Source organism: Pelagibacterium luteolum, from assembly GCF_900100665.1.
Lineage (GTDB): Bacteria > Pseudomonadota > Alphaproteobacteria > Rhizobiales > Devosiaceae > Pelagibacterium > Pelagibacterium luteolum.
Genome location: NZ_FNCS01000004.1, coordinates 124,034 through 141,281, shown reverse-complemented (window position 1 = coordinate 141,281; position 17,248 = coordinate 124,034). Strand labels below are relative to the sequence as shown.

Sequence of the window (17,248 nt, the reverse complement as noted above, 5' to 3'; positions counted from 1 at the left end):
CTCACTCCCGCATGCAAAAAGTCAATACCCTTTTGCTCAAGGGTTGGGAAATTGCCCAAAATTGAAGTGAGGTTTTGCACGAGACCGTCGCCAACTGTCGAATAGCGCCGTCGATCACGCGCACAATCGCCGATCTCGAACCATATATGGAGGGTTATGCGAGGAGTTTTGCCGCGGTATCTTCGTCGGTTATAAGCCCATTGACCAGCCCGCGCCGCAGCGCAGCCCCGATCGCTTCGACCTTATTGAGCCCTCGTGCAGCAGCAATCACCAGGGCCGGATGGGCCGATGGCAATGGCGCCGAAGCTACACGCTCATTGGTCATGCCGGCGACCAATTCCCCTTTAGAATCATAGGCCCAGCCCAGTAATTCCCCCACGGCACCGGCCTTTTGCAGGGCCTTTAATTCGGCCCGCGTCAGGAACCCGTCCTCATAAAGCGCCGCGTTGGGACCGAGGTCGCCGATGCCCACGAACCACACCCCGGCCTCCGCCGCGAGCGCCAGATTTTTCTCGATTCCGACCTGCTGGTGCAGCAGCGTCCTATCCTTCTCGCTCGCCGCAATAACCGGCAAAGGCATTGGAAAACTTGGCGCTTTTACTTTATCCGCGAGGGAAAAGATCACGTTATAATAGGCCGCTGAACCATCGGGGGCGATGTTGCCGGTCAGTGAAACGATTCTGTGTTGCGGACAATCCATTTCGGGCAGCAGTTCCACTGCCGCCTTCAGCGTGCGCCCTGTCCCCACGCCCATGATCATCGGCTCGGATGCGCCCAGAACCTTTTCGATTTCGGCGGCCGTCGCGTCTGCCACGCCCAATGTCGCATCCGGATGGCCGGGGTCCGACGGCACGATTTCGGCAAACCGCAGGCCGAATTTCTCCTTGAGCCGCGCGGCCAATTCGAGACAATCGGCGATTGGATGGTCGAGCCGGACCTTGATCAGCTTTTCGGAAATAGCAAGGGAAACAAGACGTTGCGCGCTCTGGCGCGACACGCCGAGCTTGGTTGCGATCTCGTCCTGGGTGTTGCCCGCGACATAATAGAGCCAGCCGGCCCGCGCGGCATCGTCGAGTTTGGTGCGCGAATTGTCCTGGCGCGGCATGGCTCTCCCCTTGTCCCCCTTTGACCTAGTTATACGATTGAGGGACCAAAAGAAAAGCCGGACGATGCGTGCCGAGATTGCGGTCGGAGATGCAACAGGGCAAGCTTACTGCGTCGTCCACGCGCATAAAGTTATCCCCGTGCCGCAAACAGCGCCTATGATCGTCATCACCTACTGCACGCAATGCAACTGGCTCTTGCGGTCGGGCTGGATGGCACAGGAGCTGCTCTCGACCTTCGGCACCGAACTCGGTGGCGTGACACTTATCCCCGGCACGGGCGGGATTTTCACGATCACCATCGACGGCCGCCTGGCGTGGGAACGCAAGCGCGATGGTGGTTTCCCTGACGTCAAGGCGCTCAAGAAACTGGTGCGCGACGTCATCGATCCCGAGCGCGACCTGGGCCATATCGATCGATAATGGCCCCATGCTCCCCGTTCCACGGGTTGGCGAATAGCATGGCGCATCACCGGCTCGTTTGGTGAAAACATTCCCCGTTACAAGGGTTTATCGCAAAACGATCGGGGCCATATTAGGGGCAGACGTTCCTGCCAGCGGGTTTCCGCTGTGCAACGCAAAAAGGAGATTATGCCCATGGCCATCCTTCTCGGCGACACCGCCCCAGATTTTACCGCCCAGACCACTGAGGGCGAAATCCGTTTTCACGATTATATCGACGGTCACTGGGCCGTGCTGTTTTCGCACCCCAAGAACTATACCCCCGTCTGCACCACCGAATTGGGCTACACAGCCAAGCTCAAACCCGAATTCGACAAGCGCGACGTCAAGGTTTTAGGGCTTTCTGTCGATAAGATCGAGGAACATTCCGGCTGGGCCAAGGACATCGAGGACACCCAGGGGTCAGCGCTCAATTTCCCCCTGATCGCAGACGACGGTTCGATTGCGCGGCAGTACGACATGATCCACCCCAATGCCGATAACACATTGACCGTGCGGTCAGTTTTCGTCATCGGACCGGACAAGAAGGTCAAGCTCAAGCTCGAATATCCCGCCTCCACGGGCCGGAATTTCGACGAGATCCTTCGGGTTATCGACAGCCTGCAATTGACCGCCAAGCATCAGGTCGCAACGCCCGTCAACTGGAAGAATGGCGAGGACGTGATCATCGTCCCGGCGGTTTCCAACGAGCAGGCCAAGGAAAAATTCCCCGAGGGCTGGAACGAGGTGCGCCCCTATCTGCGCATCGTCAAACAGCCCAGTCTCTAGATTAATTTTAACGCGCGACCGGCCAGTCCGGTCGCGTTTTCAATAGCCCGCACTTCCCAATCGGGCGAGGCGGATTTCCTCATTGCGCCGCGTCGATTGCAACCTCATTTCGGCCAGACGCAAGCTGCGCTGCAGCGACTGGCGATCAAGCCTTAAGCCGAAGAGATCGCGCTGAATCTGCGCGACCTGTTCGGGCGTCAGCCCCTCACGCCGCAGCCTGCTATTGGCGCTATCGATCTCGCTTTCAAGCGAATTGATATCCGCTCGCGCCTCATAAACGTCCTGGCCAGCGGCCAGCACTCGCGCAAACGCGACACCCAATTCTCCCTCGCAGACACCATAATACCGCTCGCCCGACCGGCCCTGCCGCTCGGCGTTCGCCAGCCTGCAATAGGTTCGAAGCCCATCGACGCGACCATCGCCATAAAGTGCTTGATCCACGACGATGCCATATTCCGAGCACGCCTCGCTGTGATTGGTCACATAGCCGGCCGGCCGGCCCTCAGCGCCATCGCTAAACCCGATGGTGCGCCAATCGCCCGACTGGCACTGCTCTTCAGACAGGGACGCGCAGGCGGCCAGAACCGCACCGACCAGCAGCACCAGACACAGTAACCCCAGGTTTTTCATGACGCTTACCTCGCGCGTCACCATAGCGGTTAGCCTGCCTGCGAGGCAACGCCTCGATCGCGCCTAGAACTGATCGATGCTGACCAGTTGGCGCCGTGCCTGAGAACGGCCGAGCAGGGCCAGCAGAACGCCAATCAAGCCGATCACCGCCCAGCCCGGCCAGGACAAGAGTGTCGTCAGCGTCGGGTCCCAGAACACCGGATGAATGTTTTGCTGCAAAGACATCTGGATCGATTCCAGGGTGCCGGGCAGAAGGCTCGAGATCGTCGTGGCCAGGGGCGTTGCGACATAGCCATTGGCTGCCAGCATCGCTGTGCCGTCGGCGACCAGAAGGATAAGGGCAAGGGCCAGCATGGCGGCCCCGAGAACTCTAAAAATCGCGCGCATACGCTCTACTCTTTACTCGCCACGAGACGATCGCCTCGCAGCACGATTATACCACCAGCCCCCGGCTGTTAGCAACGACCACATCGTAAAGTGATTAATCAGTCGAGCCATATGTCAGTCCAATGCATCAACGCGCGAAAAGATGCGCCAAATCTCAATTTTTCCTTCCCTCCCCCTTGGCACAGCCCCCAAACCCGTCTAATCGGGCACCCTATGCGGAGAGGTGGCCGAGTGGTCGAAGGCGCACGCCTGGAAAGTGTGTAGGCGGGGAACCGTCTCGAGGGTTCGAATCCCTCTCTCTCCGCCATTTCCCCAGACCAGCCCTAAGGCGCGCCAGCGCAGTCATATGCACTGGGATTTTACTGAGCCTCGCTGACGGTCAGGGTAGTATAGGCCGATTTTCAGGCTCAAGCAGTCCGATTGGACTTTATCCAAAAACCTGATACAGCTCGCACACCGATGTTGAAGGCTGACTTTGTATGGCTCGAAATTTTCTCGTAGTTGATCCCGTGGACGGAATTGACGTGCTGCGGGGGTTGGCTTCGCCTGTACGTGTGAAAATTCTCAAGCTTCTTCACGACACGGGGTCCCAGAACATCAATGAGATCGCTCGCATATTGGAGCTGCCGCAATCTACGGTGTCGGCGAACGTTTCGATTTTGGAAGACGCAAATCTGATCCGTTCGGATGTGCTCAAGGCGCGCAAGGGCAACCAGAAAATTTGCCACTCCAATTTCGATGAAATCCTAGTTGCTTTCAAGGACGACATCGCCCCGGCACGCGGGGGGCAGATCGAAGTCGCAATGCCGCTAGGGCTTTATACCAATTGCGACGTTGTCGCGCCGTGCGGCCTGTGTACGCCAGACGGTGTTGTCGGCTTGCTCGACGTACCCGACACCTTTCTCGACCCCGAACGGATGCGCGCGGGCTTGGCGTGGTTCACGCGCGGGCATGTCGAATATCAGTTCCCCAACAATGCCAAGCTGGCCAATAGCGATGTCGAGGCGATCGAATTTTCGATGGAATTGTCATCGGAAGTGCCCGGAACGTCTGCCGATTGGCCGTCCGATATCACGCTGTGGATCAACGGCATCGAAGTGGGCACCTGGACCTCGCCGGGTGATTACGGCGACAAACGCGGCGTCTATACCCCCGATTGGTGGAAGCTCAAGGGATCGCAATACGGCAAGCTCAAGACATTCCGGGTTAACGGCACCGGAAGCTTCGTTGATGGCGTCAAAATTTCATCCATAAGTCTCAAGGACTTGGACCTTAACGCCCATCACTCCATCCGCATGCGGATCGGCATTAGGGAAGACGCGCGCCATCCCGGCGGGATCAATATTTTCGGCCGTGGCTTTGGCAATTACGATCAGGATATCATCATGCGGATCCTGACAGCGCGTTGATCACCGTCCGATGTGACTAAGCGTTGACAAGCCAGCGCTTAACAATCATGTTTTCCGATACAAATCCGAATATATGGATTTAAGGGAGGAAGATATGCGGGCGACGGTCACCATCCATCGCGACTTTACTATTAGCGACATCGATGAGCGCATTTATGGCGCGTTCCTCGAGCATCTCGGACGCGCCATCTATTCGGGAATTTACGAGCCGGACCATCCCTCTGCCGATGAAAATGGCATGCGCAAGGACGTGATCGATCTCGTGAAGGAGCTCGACGTGCCCGTCGTTCGGTATCCGGGCGGCAATTTCGTTTCTGCTTACAATTGGGAAGACGGAATCGGCCCCAAGGAGGATCGACCTGTACGGCTCGATCTCGCCTGGCACACGTCCGAGAGCAATGAAGTGGGCATCCACGAATTTGCCGACTGGTGTGAAAGCGTTGGTACCGAGATGATGTTGGCCGTCAATCTTGGCTCGCGTGGCCTCGACGCGGCTCGCAATTTCGTCGAGTACGTCAACCATCCCGGCGGCACCTATTGGAGCGATCTGCGCAAAAAGAACGGCAAGGAAGAGCCTTGGGACGTCAAGCTCTGGTGTCTTGGTAACGAGATGGATGGCCCCTGGCAGATCGGGCACAAGGATGCCGCCGAATATGGGCGGTTAGCGGCGGAAACGGCGAAGGCGATCCGCGCATTCGATCCCAAGCTAGAACTCGTCGTGTGCGGATCGAGCCATTCGGGCATGCCGACCTATCCCGATTGGGAGGCGACCGTTCTCGAGCACACTTATGATGTGGTCGATTATATCTCGCTCCACATGTACTTCGCCAATCATGAGAAAAAGACAGGCAATTACCTGGCCCTGACGCACAAGCTCGAAGCCTATATCGACACGGTGGCCGGCGTCATCCAATTCATCAAGGCCAAGCGGCGGTCGAAAAAGGACATCTATATTTCATTTGATGAATGGAATGTCTGGTATCACTCAAGCCAGCAGGACCGGCAGATTCTCGAAGGCGGCGATGGATGGCCGCATGCGCCGGCGCTGCTCGAGGACATTTATAATTTTGAGGACGTGCTGCAGGTTGGGCTTGTCATTAACACGTTCATCAGGCGCGCCGACGTGGTCAAGATCGCCTGTATAGCGCAGCTCGTGAATGTGATCGCCCCCATCATGACCGAACGTGGCGGTGAGGCGTGGCGGCAGACGATCTATTATCCGTATTACTTCGCGTCGCGGTTCGGGCGCGGCACAGCGTTGAACCTGGTCATCGATTGCCCGACTTACGACAGCGACGCCTATTCGGACGTGTCCTACGTCGACATTTCGGCAGTCCATAACGAGACCGACGGGACCGTTACGCTGTTTGCTGTCAACCGCCATCCCGACGAAAGCATTGATATCGATGCGACGCTTGAAGGGTTCGAGGGCCTCAAGGTCATCGACCATCAGGTGATGACGCATAATGACCTGGAAGCGTCAAATACCCGCTCTGCCCCCAGCGAAGTCGCCCCTCGGCAGGGAAATGGCGCGGAGCTCAAGGATGGAAAATTGTCCGCATCATTGCCGCCTTACTCGTACCAGATGATCCGGCTTGGCAGATAAAAGTACCGGCATATATATCCATATATCTGGTTTATATCGTATAATGTGTTGACAGATATTGATGCTGCGTTAGCATGCATTATGAAGTGCGGAGGAGCACTTCTTCATCAAGGGAGGAGACTATGAAAAGCTGGAAGACGCTTCTGGGCTCTGTCGCGCTTGCCGCAATGGCAAGTAGTGCGGCGGTCGCGCAGGACGCGGTGGCGGAACTGCCGCCGATCACCGAATTCCCCCGGGAACAGACCCTGATCGTTCACAACCCGGAAAATCCCGCTGCCAATCCCGAATGGTTCAACATTTGGGTTGCTGGCGCAGGTGCCATCCAATCGAGCGGTCTGCATCAATTGATGATGGACACTTTGTGGTACATCGATCCCAATGCAGGGCTGGATGGGTCTCTTTACAATTCGCTGGCGTCCGATCAATGGGAGTACAATGAAGACTTCACCGAGATGACGGTGCGCCTTCGCGAGGGGCTCTACTGGTCGGATGGCGTTGAATTTACCTCGGCCGACGTTGTCTATACGGTTGAAACCCTCAAGAGCAATTCCGCGTTTGGCGCGGCGGCTGGTCTCAATCGCAACGTGGAAAGCGTAGAGGCCATCGACGACTATACCGTCGTCTTCCATTTGAACGAGCCCAATTCGCGGTTCCATACGACGTTCACGGTCCGCTGGAATGCGACCTGGATCATGCCAAAGCACATCTTCGAGCAGTCTGAGGACCCGACCGCCAACGCGTTCAATCCGCCGGTTGGCCTTGGTCCTTATACGCTCCACTCCCATGATCCGAACGGTGCCTGGTACATCTGGGAAAAGCGCGAGGATTGGGAGCGCACATCGGTGGCCGAATATGGCGAACCCGGCCCGCAATACATCATCTATCGTTCGATCCCCAATATCGACAACCGCCTGATCGAGATGGTGAACGGCAATCTGGATATGATCCACGATCTGACGCCAGAAGCCATGTTCAGCCTGGTCGATCAAGACGAGACGGCGCGCGGCTGGTTCCCCGGATTTCCCTATGCCCATCCCGATCCCACCCTGCCCGCCATCATCTTTAACAACCAGGACGAGCTGTTCCAGGATCGTCGGGTCCGCTGGGCGCTTGCGCTCATGCTCGATGCGCGGCAGATTTCGATGGCCTCGTATCGCGGTGCGGCAACACTTTCGCCGATCGCAATTCCGCCCACCGGAACGCATCTTCAAGACTACCACGCTCCGCTTCAGGAGTGGCTGATCGACTACGAGCTCGACACGGGTTCATCTGTCATCAACCCCTACGACCCCGATGTCGGACTTCAGGTCGCTGAAATGGTGCGCCCGCAGTTCGGCGATGCCGTACCCACCGATGAAAGCGAAATCCGTCAGGCCTTCGGTTATGGCTGGTGGGGACAAAATCTCGATGCCGCCGCTGAACTTCTGGAAGATGCCGGTTTCACCCGGCAGGGCAATGACTGGTACAAACCAGATGGCGAACGGTTCGAGTTCACGCTCAAGACCGCCGAGACAGGCGTCATCAACCGCTTCGGCACAATGGCTGCGCAGCAGTGGAGCCAAGCCGGCGTCAACGTCACCGCAGAAGTCGACCCGGTGATTTTCGGTACGACACTCAATCTTGGTGATTTCGAAGCCGTCACGTCCTGGACCATCGAGTCCTGGGGTGGGGATCCGGATCTGTCATTCTTCCTCGACAGCTGGCACTCCGAGTTCATTGTCCCGCCCGGCGAACGTCAGCCGGCCCGTAACTTCCAGCGCTTCGAGCATCCCGAACTGGACAGGATCATCGATGAAATGCGGGTCACCGAATTCGGCACGGAAGAAAACCTTGAGCTCGGGTACGATTTCGTCCGTCTCATGGTCGATGAAATGCCGATCATCCCGATGATGTCCTACAACGTGTTCGCAGCATATTCCGAACGCTACTGGACCGGCTTTCCCGATGCGGTGGAGCGGCCCTATGCCAATCCTGTCACGAACTGGGCGAACTCGCGCTATATCTTCACCCAGCTAGAGCCCACACAGTAAATCCTCCCAAGAGAGCTGGCGCCTGTTCCGAAAACGGGTGCCAGCTTCTCGCGTTCAAAGGGGACACAGGTCTCAAGCATGCGCGACTATCTTACGTTCGTACTCAAGCGGCTTTTACAATTGGCCGCCGTCGTTTTCGCAGGGATTTCGGCCGCGTTCTTTATCACGCACCTCTCCCCGATTTCACCCGTCGATATGATCGTCAATCGCGTCGCGGCTCAGGCCAGCGTCAGCCCCCTCGCAATCATGGAACTACGCGAGTCGCTGTCCGCGCTGTTTGGGACCGACCTTCCGCTGCACATCAAATACTTCAACTTCTGGACCCGGTTCCTCGTCGGCGATCTTGGCCCTTCGCTGCTGGCCTTTCCAACGCCGGCCATGAACCTCGTCATGCGCGCCCTGCCCTGGACCGTCGGTCTTTTGATGACCTCGATCCTGATCAGCTGGACGATCGGGAATATTTTGGGCGGACTGGGTGGCTACTACCAGAACAACCGCTTCCTCAAGGCGTTTGGCGTCGTCGCCATGGGCGTCCAGCCTATCCCTTATTATATCGTCGCGTTTTTGCTGGTGTTGCTGTTTGGGTATTTCTGGCCGGTGATGCCGATATCGGGCGGTTTCTCGATTAACGTTCGCCCCGGCTTCACCTTCGAATTCATCGCATCGGTCATCCACCATTCGATCTTGCCCGCGGCCTCGCTGGTGATCGTGGGTCTTGGCATCTCGTTCCTCGGCATGCGGGCAATGGTGTCCAATATCGTGACCGAAGATTATGTCACCTACGCTGAACTGGCCGGGGTCAAAACCGAGCGGGTAGTGTTTTTCTATGTCATCCGCAACGCGATGGTACCGCAGCTGACCGGGCTTGCCATGGCGCTCGGCGGCATTTTCTCCGGCACGATCATCACCGAACAGGTCTTTGCCTATCCAGGGTTGGGCGCCTTGCTGGTCAGCGCGGTCAATGCCGGCGATACGACGCTGGTTTTGGCGGTGTCATCGATTGCCGTCGTCGCGGTGGCCAGCGCAATCTTTGTGATCGACCTACTCCATCCCCTGCTCGATCCGCGCGTAAAGGTCAAATAGCCGATGTTCGCAGTCATCAGAGATCTCACGCGCTACAATATCGAGTTTGCCATCGGTTGTTTGCTGGTCGGCATCATCACGCTCTTCGCTCTGGCCAGTTTTTTTGCGCCTGTCGCGCCGACGATGATCTATACGGTGCCGCCCGACATGCCGCCGTCGATGACCTATTGGTTCGGTACCAATTCGCGTGGACAGGATTTGTTCTGGCAACTCAGCTATGCTTTCCGCAACACGCTGACCTTCGGCGTGCTAGTGGCAATCATTAGCCGGATCATTTCCATCACGGTGGGATTGCTGGCGGGGTATCTGGGCGGATGGGTCGATCGCGTCCTGATGTTTTTCAACGATATCTTCGTATCGCTTCCCATCTTCCCGCTCCTGATCCTCGTCTACTTCGTTCTGCGCAGCAATCTCGACATGTTCACCTTGGCGCTGATCATGGGGTGTTTGGGTTGGCCCTTCGATGCGCGGCTGATCCGCTCGGTTTCGCTCGGCCTTCGCCATCGCGAATTCACACGCCATGCCACGTTTTCGGGGATGTCGCCGCGCAAGATCATGTTCGAAGAGCATTTGCCCTACGTCATGCCGATCGTGCTCTCGACGGCAATTGCCAACATGATCTGGTCGATCGGAATGGAAGTCACGCTTGCCGTTCTGGGGTTCACCAACCTCAACATACCCACCGTCGGCACGACGCTCTATTGGGCCAACAACCATTCGGCGATGATCGTGGGTGTCTGGTGGTGGATCCTGATCCCGGTGGTGCTGATCGTGGCCCTGTTCATCGGGCTGTTCCTGCTTACGGTCTCGCTCAACGAATATATCGATCCGCGCTCGCGCCTGCGGCGGATGGGAGGAGCCTAGTATGGCCGACACCGACGACATCCTCACGGTCCGCGGGCTCAAGGCCTACTACCAGATGGCCTATTTCGGCATCGAACGCGAAGTCAGGGCAGTCGACGACGTTACGCTCTCGATCCGCAGGAACGAAATCTACGGCATCGCCGGCGAGAGTTCGTCTGGCAAAACCTCGCTGATCAAAGTCCTTGCCGCGGCCATCAGACCGCCGCTCAAGGTGGTAGATGGGTCGCTTACCTACCGCTTCGGCGATCTGGAGATCGACCCGTACAAGGCCCGCAAGGAAGAGGTCGACGCGATCCGCTGGAAGCATCTGTCCTATATCATGCAGGGCTCGATGAGCGTGCTCAATCCGGTCCGTCGCATCAAGCACAGCTTCACTGATTTCGCGCTTCGGCCCATGGGCGTGCCGAAAAATATTTTCTGGGAGCGCACCAAGGCACACCTTGAGCGCCTAAACCTGTCTCCGGATGTGCTCAATGCCTATCCGCACGAGCTCTCGGGCGGCATGCGTCAGCGCGTGACGATTGCACTGGCCACTGTCTGCCAGCCGGAATTCATAATCGCCGACGAGCCGACCACAGCGCTCGACGTGGTCGTCCAAAAGGACGTTCTGGCGATGATCCGGAATGTTCAGCAGCAGATGGGCTCTTCGGTCGTGTTCGTTACGCACGATATGAGCGTCCATGCCAATATGGCGGACCGCATCGGCATCGTTTACGCCGGACGCCTTGTTGAAGAGGGGCCCACACGCACGCTGTTTACCGCCCCAAAACATCCTTATACCGCCCATCTGGTCGGCAGCCTGCCGCGGATCGGTGACACGTCAGCAAAATCGGCGCTGGAGGGACGCCCGCCCAACCTCGCCGATCCCCCTCCCGGATGCCGCTTCCACCCCAGGTGCCCATTGGCGATCGAAAAGTGCAAAACTGAGGTTCCGCCTCTCGCTACGGTCGGCGAAAGCCATCGCAGCGCATGTTGGCGCGCCGATGACGTTCGTCCGCTCACCACGATCTCGCATCGCGCGGAGGCAGTGCTTTGACCACTCTTCTTGACGTCAGAAACGTCTCCAAGCGTTTTGCCATGGGCGGCATTCTGTCTCGCAAGCATGTCGATGCCGTCATTGATGTGAGCTTCACCCTGGAAAGCGGAACGCCGGAAATCTTCACGATCATCGGCGAGTCAGGCTCGGGCAAAACCACGCTCGCGCGCATGATCCTGGGGCTTGAAGAGCCAAGCGAAGGCGATATCAATTTCGAAGGCGTCAGCGCGGCGGAACGTAAAGACAGGGCGGCACGCCTGAGCTTCATGCGGCGCGTTCAGCCGGTGTTTCAAAATCCGTTCGAAGCGTTTAATCCACTCAAGCAGGTCGAGCGCTATCTGGAAGCCACTGCGCGTACGCTGCTCGGGCTTAAGGACAAGGCCGAGATCGAAGCGGCAATGGACGGCGCGCTGCAAAAGGTCGGGCTGAGCTATCGTGAAATCAAAGGCCGCTATGCGCATGAATTGTCGGGCGGGCAATTGCAACGTGTCGCGATCGCTCGCGCCCTGATCCCGGAGCCGGCTCTCCTGATTACGGACGAGCCCGTTTCGATGGTCGATGCGTCATTGAGGATGTCGATCGTCAACCTTTTGCGCGATCTACGCGACAAGTTCGGCGTCTCGGTGATCTACATCACCCACGATCTTGCGACAGCCTATTACATCTCCGATCGCATCATGATCATGCAGAAGGGCTATGTGGTCGAGATGGGCCCCGCCCGGCCGGTGCTCGATGCGCCCGAGCACGCCTACTCGCGGCTGCTCAAGGAATCGGTTTTGTCGATCGAAGATGCCGGCTCGGGAAAACTCGAACCGGCTGACCGGAGCATGGCAAAAGCGGCTTGGGAAGCCACGGGCGAGGGACAACTGGTCGCCCGTGACGGAGGTCGCTTGGTGCGCGTGGCGCGTTAGGCGCCGCGCCCTACCAATTGGTGAATGAGCCGTCCTTGCGACGCAGATGCGGCGGCTCGGAATATTTGAAGACCGCTGCCTTGAGATAATCCTCGTTGACCTCGACGCCGAGACCCGGTGTTTCAGGCACCTTGTAGTGGCTACCTTCGAGATCGGCCTGGACGGGAAAGATTTCCCGATTGTCGAATCCAAGATCTTCCACTGGACTGGCACGGCATTCGAGCCAGGAGAAATTGGGAATGACCGCAGCCATATGCACCGATGCGGCCGTGCAGATGGGACCGAGCGGATTGTGCGGCATCAGATCGACATAGTGCGCTTCGCACCATCCCGCCACTTTCATCGCTTCGGTGAAACCGCCCACGTTGCAGATGTCGAGGCGCGCGTGCTGGATGATATCGCGCTCGATATAGGGCATGAACTGCCACTTCGATGAGAACTCTTCGCCGATGGCAAAGGGGACATCGGTCATGCGGCGCAAGGCCTCGTAGGCGCCCGGCGCCTCGTCGCGAATAGGCTCTTCGATAAAGTCGAGCGTTCCCGACCCCAGCTTTTGGCAGAAGGACGCAGCTTCGGCGACCGACAGCCGGTGGTGGTACTCGACACCGAGTATCGCGTCATGGCCGAGTTCGGCCCTGACGGCCCGGACCCAGTCGACAGTTGCGGCAATCGATTCACGGGGTTCAAAGACCGACTCGGCCTCCTGAAAACCGCCGAGGAGCCGAATGCATGTCCAGCCTGCATCATATGCAATGCGGGCCTTTTCGACCATTTCCGGTCCTGGATCGGCAGGCACTGTCGCAAAGGCCGGCACCTTGTCCCGCGAACGGCCGCCCAGGAGTTGATAGACCGGAACGCCCAGCGCTTTGCCCTTGATATCGTAGCATGCGATGTCGATGGCCGAGATCGCAGCGGCGAGCACGCGCCCGCCCTCGAAATACTGGCTCCGATACAATTCCTGCCAGATACCAGCGGCGCGCATGGGGTCCTGACCGATGAGAAACTCGGCGAAGTGCTCAATGGCACCAGCAACCGCCTTTTCCCGGAATGAAAGGCCGGATTCGCCCCATCCAAAAATGCCTTCGTCAGTTTCGACCTTTACGAGCAGTTGGTTACGCACGCCGACCCAAACCGGGTATGTCTTGATGGCTGTAATTTTCATCGCAGATGTTCTGTTCTTCTTGTCTAAAGATTTATGCGGCCAGAAACACTCAGTTGAGGAGGTTCGGGAGCCAGGTGGATAGTTCGGGGATAAACACCAGAAGCAGGATCGCTCCGATTTGGGCAATGATGAAGGGGATGAGCGCCTTGAACAAAGGCGAGAGCCCGATATTGCCGATTTTCATGAGCACGAAGAGCACCACGCCGAACGGCGGCGTTATCAGGCCCATGGCGAGGGTCAAAATGATCACCATCGCCGCCTGGATCGGATCGATGCCCAATTGCATGACGGTGGGCATCAGTAGCGGCACGAAGATAATGAGCGCTGCGCCGATATCGAGGAACATGCCCAGGATCAGCATCAGAATGACGACGCCGATCAGAAACAGCGTCGGATCGCCGCCGACAAGCGGCACCATGGCAGCGACGAGCCCCGAAATGCCGAGCAGATTAAGGGCGTAGGAGAGGATGGCCGCCGCGGCGACCAGGAAGTAAATCGTTGCCGTTACGCGCGCGGAGACCACAACGGCCCTCCACACATCAGCGATCGACATCGATCTAAAGACGAGCAATCCCAGAACCAGCGCGACAAAGACCGCGATCCCACCGCCTTCCGTTGCCGTGAATGCACCCGTGACCATGCCGCCGACGATGATAACCGGAAGGATGGCGACGACAGCGCTCTCGATGAGCAGGCGCGGCATTTCCTTGCGCTCAACCACGATGGCGGACTTGGGCAATCCCTTGGTCATTGCGGTGATGAACACGACAACGACGCAGGCAAGTCCCATGATCAGGCCTGGAATGACGCCGGCAAGAAAGAGATCGACGATCGAAAGTCCCGAGACCGCCGCCATGATGATGGCAAGGCCAGAGGGTGGGATGATGGGACCGACAATCGAGGACGAGGCCGTGACGGCGGCAGCGTATTCCTTGGTGTATCCCTCTTCTGGCATGACCTTGAGAAAGAAACGTCCCAGCGCGCTGGCATCCGCCACGGCCGACCCGGACACACCGGCAAAAAGGACCGACGCCGTAATATTTGTGTAGGCGGTGCCGCCGGGTACACGCCCCAGCACAAGAGAGGTCGCGCGCACGATCCGATCCGTGATGCCGCTGATGTTCATCAGCTCTGCGGCGAGGATGTAGAACGGCACGGCCAGAAAAATAAAGCTGTCCACCCCGCCGAAAAACCGGGTGATGATCACTTGCGGTGGAATGCCGAACTGCCAGATGCCGAATGTTCCGGCCAAGCCGAGAGCGAAGGCGATCGGCACGCCAAGGACGAGCAGCACGAATGAAATCGACGCAACCCAGGCCATCGGATCACCTCATCAAAAGAGTGAAAAATTGCGGGTTAGAGACGCTCGGGCTCGGCGTTTTGCGAGGCGAACCCTGAAACTGCACACAGAGCGATCTGTATCAGCATCAACAAGGCGCCCAGCGGGATGGCGAGATAGACCCAGAACATCGAAAGGCCGGATGCTGCTGCACGCTGTCGGGTGTTGCCCATTGCAGCCGGCCATCCATAGTAAACGAGAAGTACGCAGAACAGTCCGGCGACGATGTAAGTCGCTGTCAACACCAGGTGTCGGCGATGCGGGGCCAGTAGTTCGCCAAGGCTTTCAACTGCCATATGCTCGGCATAGTAGATCGATGCGACGCCGCCGAGCATCATCACCCAGATCATGGCGTAGCGCATGATTTCCTCGCCCCAGGGGATGGACGAGCCCAGGACATAGCGGCCGAAAACTTGCGAGAAGTTGAGGCCACATACGACGACGAAGATCGCCGCCGCACTCCACTGGCAGGTGAGGGCCAAGCCCTTGGAGATCGATTTGATCCGCATCGCATCCTCCCGGAAGTAACGGAGCGGCCCTCTAGAGGGCCGCTCCGTCGCTCGATTATTGACGGTAAACCGAAGCTTCCGCCGTCTCGACCGCTGCTTCGATGCGGTTGAGCACGTCTTCACCGACCTGGCCGAGAATAAATTCGCGGACGGGCTGATAGACGGCGTCGCGGAACATCGCCTTTTCTTCTGGAGAAGAGATGTGAACCTCTACGCCCATTGAGCGAATTTCTTCGATCGCCGCCCAGTCACCCGTGGTCTTTTCGACGTTTTCAACGGCTGCGAGGACGCGGGCGCCATCGGCGACAATCTGTTGGTGCTCCGGCGAGAGCGAGGAGAACCATTCGTCATTAGCGACGACGATGTGAAGGCCGAACACATGCTCGTTAAGCGTCATATACTGCGCGACTTCGGCAGCGCCGCCCGAGAGGTGAACCGATGGAGGGCTTTCGAGGCCATCGACGACGCCCTGCTGGAAAGCCATTGTCGCTTCCGAGCCGGCAATGGGGGTGGGGTCAGCGCCGAGCGCTGAGACCATTTCCATATAGACCGGGCTTTCCATGGTGCGGATCTTCATGCCAGCCATGTCTTCTGGCGTCTGGATCAGGCGGTCGTTGTTGAGGAATGAGCGGAAGCCATTCTGGGCAAAAGCAAGTGCCCTGATGCCGGTCTGCTCCTGGATGTCTTCGAGCATCCACTGGCCAAACTCACCGCTCATCACTTCCCAGGCGACTGGTGCCGAGGGAAAAAGATATGGCATCGACCATGCCTGGATGGGGGCGTAGAATCCTGCAAACGCGCCATCGGACGGCAGCGTCATGTGCAAAGTGCCCTGCTGGACCATTTCGGTGGTGTCGCGCACTGAGCCAAGCTGGTTGCCGGGGAAAATCCGAACAGTCAGATCGCCGCCGCTTTTGTTCTCGACATATTCCTTGAACGCGGTCACCGCGTTGAATTCCGGGTTGTCGCCCTCATACATCTCGAGCGCGAACCGGATCTCCTCTGCAAGAGCCATGGGGGCTACGGCGAACGACGCCGCAGCCAGCAATGCGGCCGACAAATTGCGATACACAGACATGTTTTCCTCCCATTCAATCTGGTTTGTGGAAGAAATCATCCAAATTATACAAAGTCAATGCCCGATTGTGTGTCGTTCGGTTTGTGATTATGGTGTCGCAGGAGCAGGTAGGGAGTGCGCCGATGAGCGAAGTTCTGGCATCAAGCGAGCGCAAGACGTTTCGCCCACGTCCTCGCATGGGGCTGGCAGAACTGATGCGTGACGACATCGTTTCCGGGGCGCTGCCGGCAGGATCGCTGCTCAAAACCATCGAGTTGTCCAAGCGTTATGGGGTCAGCACCAACCCTGTGCGAGAAGCTCTGCATCAGTTGAGCGGTGAAGGCTTTGTGGTGCTTTCACGCAATCGGAGCGCTCAGGTCCGGTCTCTCGACGAAACATTCGTGCGCAACATCTTCGACATACGCACGCTGATCGAACCCTATCTGATCAGGGTCTTTGTCGAGCAGGCGCGAAAGGATGATCTTGATCGCGCCCGCGCCGTGCAAAAGCAACTCGAAGCGTCTCACGGCGATCAGATCGAGTGGGACAGTCTCGATGAAGAGTTCCATGGCATCATGTACAAGCGCCACTTCAACGACGAGGCCCGTGCCATTCGTCAGCGACACGGCGAAGTCGTAAGGGCCTTGGCGCGGCGTTACCCAATCAGCCCCGCACGGCGAGTCGCCGTCCTCAAGGATCATTGGGACATCATCGATGCGGTTGAGGCGCATGACGCGGATTTGGCGGCCACAATCGTCGAGCGGCACGCTCGCGGTGCAGAACGGCATCTACTCTTACGTATGCGCGAAGCGCTGTGATGGGTTACTCTGGCATGCCTAACCTAGGGAGCCGGAGCCTTTCGAACCTGAAGCGCTGCGTAATGCCGCTGCAT

General features: G+C 58.0%; 17 protein-coding genes and 1 tRNA gene. 11 read left to right on the top strand and 7 right to left on the bottom strand.

The window, feature by feature from the left end; genetic code table 11:
- Window positions 1-154: 154 nt before the first annotated feature.
- Entirely contained in the window at window positions 155-1,105 is a 951-nt protein-coding gene (locus tag BLR31_RS09420) for a sugar-binding transcriptional regulator (RefSeq protein WP_090595237.1), read from the bottom strand.
- A gap of 157 nt (window positions 1,106-1,262) precedes the next feature.
- On the opposite strand from BLR31_RS09420, the gene BLR31_RS09415 reads away from it, so the two are divergent.
- Complete coding sequence (locus BLR31_RS09415; protein WP_176762594.1) at window positions 1,263-1,526, top strand: Rdx family protein; 264 nt, start codon at window positions 1,263-1,265, stop codon at window positions 1,524-1,526.
- Window positions 1,527-1,700: 174 nt separating this feature from the next.
- Entirely contained in the window at window positions 1,701-2,333 is a 633-nt protein-coding gene (locus BLR31_RS09410) for a peroxiredoxin (RefSeq protein WP_090595660.1), read from the top strand.
- A gap of 39 nt (window positions 2,334-2,372) precedes the next feature.
- Here BLR31_RS09410 and BLR31_RS09405 read toward each other — a convergent pair whose 3' ends face one another.
- Both BLR31_RS09405 and BLR31_RS09400 read right to left on the bottom strand, forming a co-directional pair.
- Window positions 2,373-2,963, bottom strand: coding sequence for a DUF2799 domain-containing protein (locus BLR31_RS09405; RefSeq protein ID WP_176762593.1), 591 nt, complete (start codon window positions 2,961-2,963; stop codon window positions 2,373-2,375).
- A 63-nt stretch (window positions 2,964-3,026) separates the two neighbouring features.
- A complete protein-coding gene (locus BLR31_RS09400; protein WP_143009360.1) occupies window positions 3,027-3,350 on the bottom strand; it encodes a hypothetical protein in 324 nt (107 codons plus the stop codon).
- A gap of 217 nt (window positions 3,351-3,567) precedes the next feature.
- Here BLR31_RS09400 and BLR31_RS09395 point away from each other — a divergent pair.
- The 8 genes from BLR31_RS09395 to BLR31_RS09360 all read left to right on the top strand — a co-directional run bounded on the left by BLR31_RS09395 (window position 3,568) and on the right by BLR31_RS09360 (window position 12,289).
- Window positions 3,568-3,657 (top strand) — tRNA-Ser (locus tag BLR31_RS09395).
- A gap of 172 nt (window positions 3,658-3,829) precedes the next feature.
- Window positions 3,830-4,759, top strand: coding sequence for an ArsR/SmtB family transcription factor (locus tag BLR31_RS09390; protein ID WP_090595228.1), 930 nt, complete (start codon window positions 3,830-3,832; stop codon window positions 4,757-4,759).
- A gap of 94 nt (window positions 4,760-4,853) precedes the next feature.
- Window positions 4,854-6,365, top strand: a complete 1,512-nt coding sequence (arfA, locus tag BLR31_RS09385) for an arabinosylfuranosidase ArfA (RefSeq protein WP_090595226.1) — start codon at window positions 4,854-4,856, stop codon at window positions 6,363-6,365.
- A gap of 122 nt (window positions 6,366-6,487) precedes the next feature.
- Window positions 6,488-8,395 (top strand): ABC transporter substrate-binding protein, encoded by a 1,908-nt coding sequence (locus tag BLR31_RS09380; protein ID WP_090595223.1) that lies wholly within the window; start codon window positions 6,488-6,490, stop codon window positions 8,393-8,395.
- A gap of 78 nt (window positions 8,396-8,473) precedes the next feature.
- Window positions 8,474-9,478, top strand: coding sequence for an ABC transporter permease (locus tag BLR31_RS09375; protein WP_090595220.1), 1,005 nt, complete (start codon window positions 8,474-8,476; stop codon window positions 9,476-9,478).
- Window positions 9,479-9,481: 3 nt separating this feature from the next.
- On the top strand, window positions 9,482-10,342 hold the full coding sequence (locus BLR31_RS09370) for an ABC transporter permease (RefSeq protein WP_090595217.1): 861 nt from the start codon (window positions 9,482-9,484) through the stop codon (window positions 10,340-10,342).
- Window position 10,343: 1 nt separating this feature from the next.
- Window positions 10,344-11,378 carry an ABC transporter ATP-binding protein gene (locus BLR31_RS09365; protein ID WP_090595215.1) on the top strand — a complete coding sequence of 345 codons (1,035 nt, stop codon included), beginning with the start codon at window positions 10,344-10,346 and terminating at the stop codon, window positions 11,376-11,378.
- 41 nt (window positions 11,379-11,419) lie between these two features.
- Window positions 11,420-12,289, top strand: coding sequence for an ABC transporter ATP-binding protein (locus tag BLR31_RS09360; RefSeq protein ID WP_090595658.1), 870 nt, complete (start codon window positions 11,420-11,422; stop codon window positions 12,287-12,289).
- Window positions 12,290-12,299: 10 nt separating this feature from the next.
- On the opposite strand, the gene BLR31_RS09355 is transcribed toward BLR31_RS09360, so the two are convergent.
- Genes BLR31_RS09355 through BLR31_RS09340 form a run of 4 tightly spaced genes read right to left on the bottom strand, consistent with a single transcriptional unit; the run spans window position 12,300 to window position 16,377 of the window.
- Window positions 12,300-13,451, bottom strand: a complete 1,152-nt coding sequence (locus BLR31_RS09355; protein WP_090595212.1) for a mandelate racemase/muconate lactonizing enzyme family protein — start codon at window positions 13,449-13,451, stop codon at window positions 12,300-12,302.
- Window positions 13,452-13,500: 49 nt separating this feature from the next.
- Window positions 13,501-14,772, bottom strand: coding sequence for a TRAP transporter large permease (locus tag BLR31_RS09350; RefSeq protein ID WP_090595209.1), 1,272 nt, complete (start codon window positions 14,770-14,772; stop codon window positions 13,501-13,503).
- A gap of 35 nt (window positions 14,773-14,807) precedes the next feature.
- The gene (locus tag BLR31_RS09345; protein WP_090595206.1) at window positions 14,808-15,299 is read right to left on the bottom strand and encodes a TRAP transporter small permease; all 492 of its coding nucleotides are present in this window, start codon (window positions 15,297-15,299) and stop codon (window positions 14,808-14,810) included.
- A 55-nt stretch (window positions 15,300-15,354) separates the two neighbouring features.
- Window positions 15,355-16,377 carry a DctP family TRAP transporter solute-binding subunit gene (locus BLR31_RS09340; protein WP_090595656.1) on the bottom strand — a complete coding sequence of 341 codons (1,023 nt, stop codon included), beginning with the start codon at window positions 16,375-16,377 and terminating at the stop codon, window positions 15,355-15,357.
- A gap of 122 nt (window positions 16,378-16,499) precedes the next feature.
- Between BLR31_RS09340 and BLR31_RS09335 the strand changes: the two genes are divergently transcribed.
- Window positions 16,500-17,174: a GntR family transcriptional regulator gene (locus tag BLR31_RS09335; protein WP_176762592.1), complete on the top strand. Its 675-nt coding sequence runs from the start codon at window positions 16,500-16,502 to the stop codon at window positions 17,172-17,174.
- Window positions 17,175-17,248: the final 74 nt, after the last annotated feature.

What these genes read in the sequence shown, in the direction of transcription:
- BLR31_RS09360 (WP_090595658.1), top strand. Translation starts at nt 11,420, where the DNA reads ATGGGCGGCATTCTGTCTCGCAAGCATGTCGATGCCGTCATTGATGTG.
- BLR31_RS09370 (WP_090595217.1), top strand. Translation starts at nt 9,482, where the DNA reads ATGTTCGCAGTCATCAGAGATCTCACGCGCTACAATATCGAGTTTGCC.
- BLR31_RS09400 (WP_143009360.1), bottom strand. Translation starts at nt 3,350, where the DNA reads ATGCGCGCGATTTTTAGAGTTCTCGGGGCCGCCATGCTGGCCCTTGCC.
- BLR31_RS09335 (WP_176762592.1), top strand. Translation starts at nt 16,500, where the DNA reads ATGAGCGAAGTTCTGGCATCAAGCGAGCGCAAGACGTTTCGCCCACGT.
- BLR31_RS09405 (WP_176762593.1), bottom strand. Translation starts at nt 2,963, where the DNA reads ATGAAAAACCTGGGGTTACTGTGTCTGGTGCTGCTGGTCGGTGCGGTT.
- BLR31_RS09420 (WP_090595237.1), bottom strand. Translation starts at nt 1,105, where the DNA reads ATGCCGCGCCAGGACAATTCGCGCACCAAACTCGACGATGCCGCGCGG.
- BLR31_RS09350 (WP_090595209.1), bottom strand. Translation starts at nt 14,772, where the DNA reads ATGGCCTGGGTTGCGTCGATTTCATTCGTGCTGCTCGTCCTTGGCGTG.
- BLR31_RS09345 (WP_090595206.1), bottom strand. Translation starts at nt 15,299, where the DNA reads ATGCGGATCAAATCGATCTCCAAGGGCTTGGCCCTCACCTGCCAGTGG.
- BLR31_RS09340 (WP_090595656.1), bottom strand. Translation starts at nt 16,377, where the DNA reads ATGTCTGTGTATCGCAATTTGTCGGCCGCATTGCTGGCTGCGGCGTCG.
- BLR31_RS09355 (WP_090595212.1), bottom strand. Translation starts at nt 13,451, where the DNA reads ATGAAAATTACAGCCATCAAGACATACCCGGTTTGGGTCGGCGTGCGT.
- BLR31_RS09415 (WP_176762594.1), top strand. Translation starts at nt 1,263, where the DNA reads ATGATCGTCATCACCTACTGCACGCAATGCAACTGGCTCTTGCGGTCG.
- BLR31_RS09375 (WP_090595220.1), top strand. Translation starts at nt 8,474, where the DNA reads ATGCGCGACTATCTTACGTTCGTACTCAAGCGGCTTTTACAATTGGCC.
- arfA (WP_090595226.1), top strand. Translation starts at nt 4,854, where the DNA reads ATGCGGGCGACGGTCACCATCCATCGCGACTTTACTATTAGCGACATC.
- BLR31_RS09380 (WP_090595223.1), top strand. Translation starts at nt 6,488, where the DNA reads ATGAAAAGCTGGAAGACGCTTCTGGGCTCTGTCGCGCTTGCCGCAATG.
- BLR31_RS09365 (WP_090595215.1), top strand. Translation starts at nt 10,344, where the DNA reads ATGGCCGACACCGACGACATCCTCACGGTCCGCGGGCTCAAGGCCTAC.
- BLR31_RS09410 (WP_090595660.1), top strand. Translation starts at nt 1,701, where the DNA reads ATGGCCATCCTTCTCGGCGACACCGCCCCAGATTTTACCGCCCAGACC.
- BLR31_RS09390 (WP_090595228.1), top strand. Translation starts at nt 3,830, where the DNA reads ATGGCTCGAAATTTTCTCGTAGTTGATCCCGTGGACGGAATTGACGTG.